Below are 519 nucleotides of genomic sequence, written 5' to 3'. Positions count from 1 at the left end.
CACGGCGCGCGGGTTGTTCGCCGTGCAGATCGGCGAAGTAGGCCTGCGTGTCGGTGCCGGCATCGCCCTCGGCGCCGGGGTAGGCAGCGGCTATGCCGGCCGGCATGTACAGCGTGTGAAAGATCATCAGTCCGCTGAAGGTGATGAGCAGGTAGAACGGCAGCACCAGCACGCCGGTGACGTTGTGTGCATCCATCCAGGCACGCTGCCCACCCTTGCCGGGCCGGAAGGTGAAGAAGTCCTTGAAGATGCGCCGGTGCGTGACAATGCCCGTGAGCAATGCGATGAACATCAGCAGCGTGGCGCCGCCCACCACCCAGCGGCCTTCGACCACCCACCGGCCCTTGGATGCGGTGCGCAGTTCGTAATGGAAGCGGTAAAAAAAGTCGCCCCCCATGGTGTCGCGGACCTCAAGCTTTTCGCCCGTCTGCGGGTGCATGAGCAGGGCCTCGAAGCGGGGCTGGGCCGCGTTGCGCCAGAGCAGCGAGACGGCGGGCTGGCGCTCGTCGGGCAGGCGCA

Annotated in this window: 1 protein-coding gene; it reads right to left on the bottom strand. The window is 66.5% G+C overall.

Going from position 1 to position 519, the window contains the following annotated elements; genetic code table 11:
* Window positions 1-519, bottom strand: a 519-nt coding sequence (locus ACDELDRAFT_RS23475; RefSeq protein ID WP_005802057.1) for a PepSY-associated TM helix domain-containing protein, incomplete at both ends; no start/stop codon positions are given.

It is taken from the genome of Acidovorax delafieldii 2AN (assembly GCF_000175235.1).
Lineage (GTDB): Bacteria > Pseudomonadota > Gammaproteobacteria > Burkholderiales > Burkholderiaceae_C > Acidovorax > Acidovorax delafieldii_B.
Note: the sequence above shows the minus strand (reverse complement) of the source record. Positions and strands in the feature narration are given on the sequence as shown.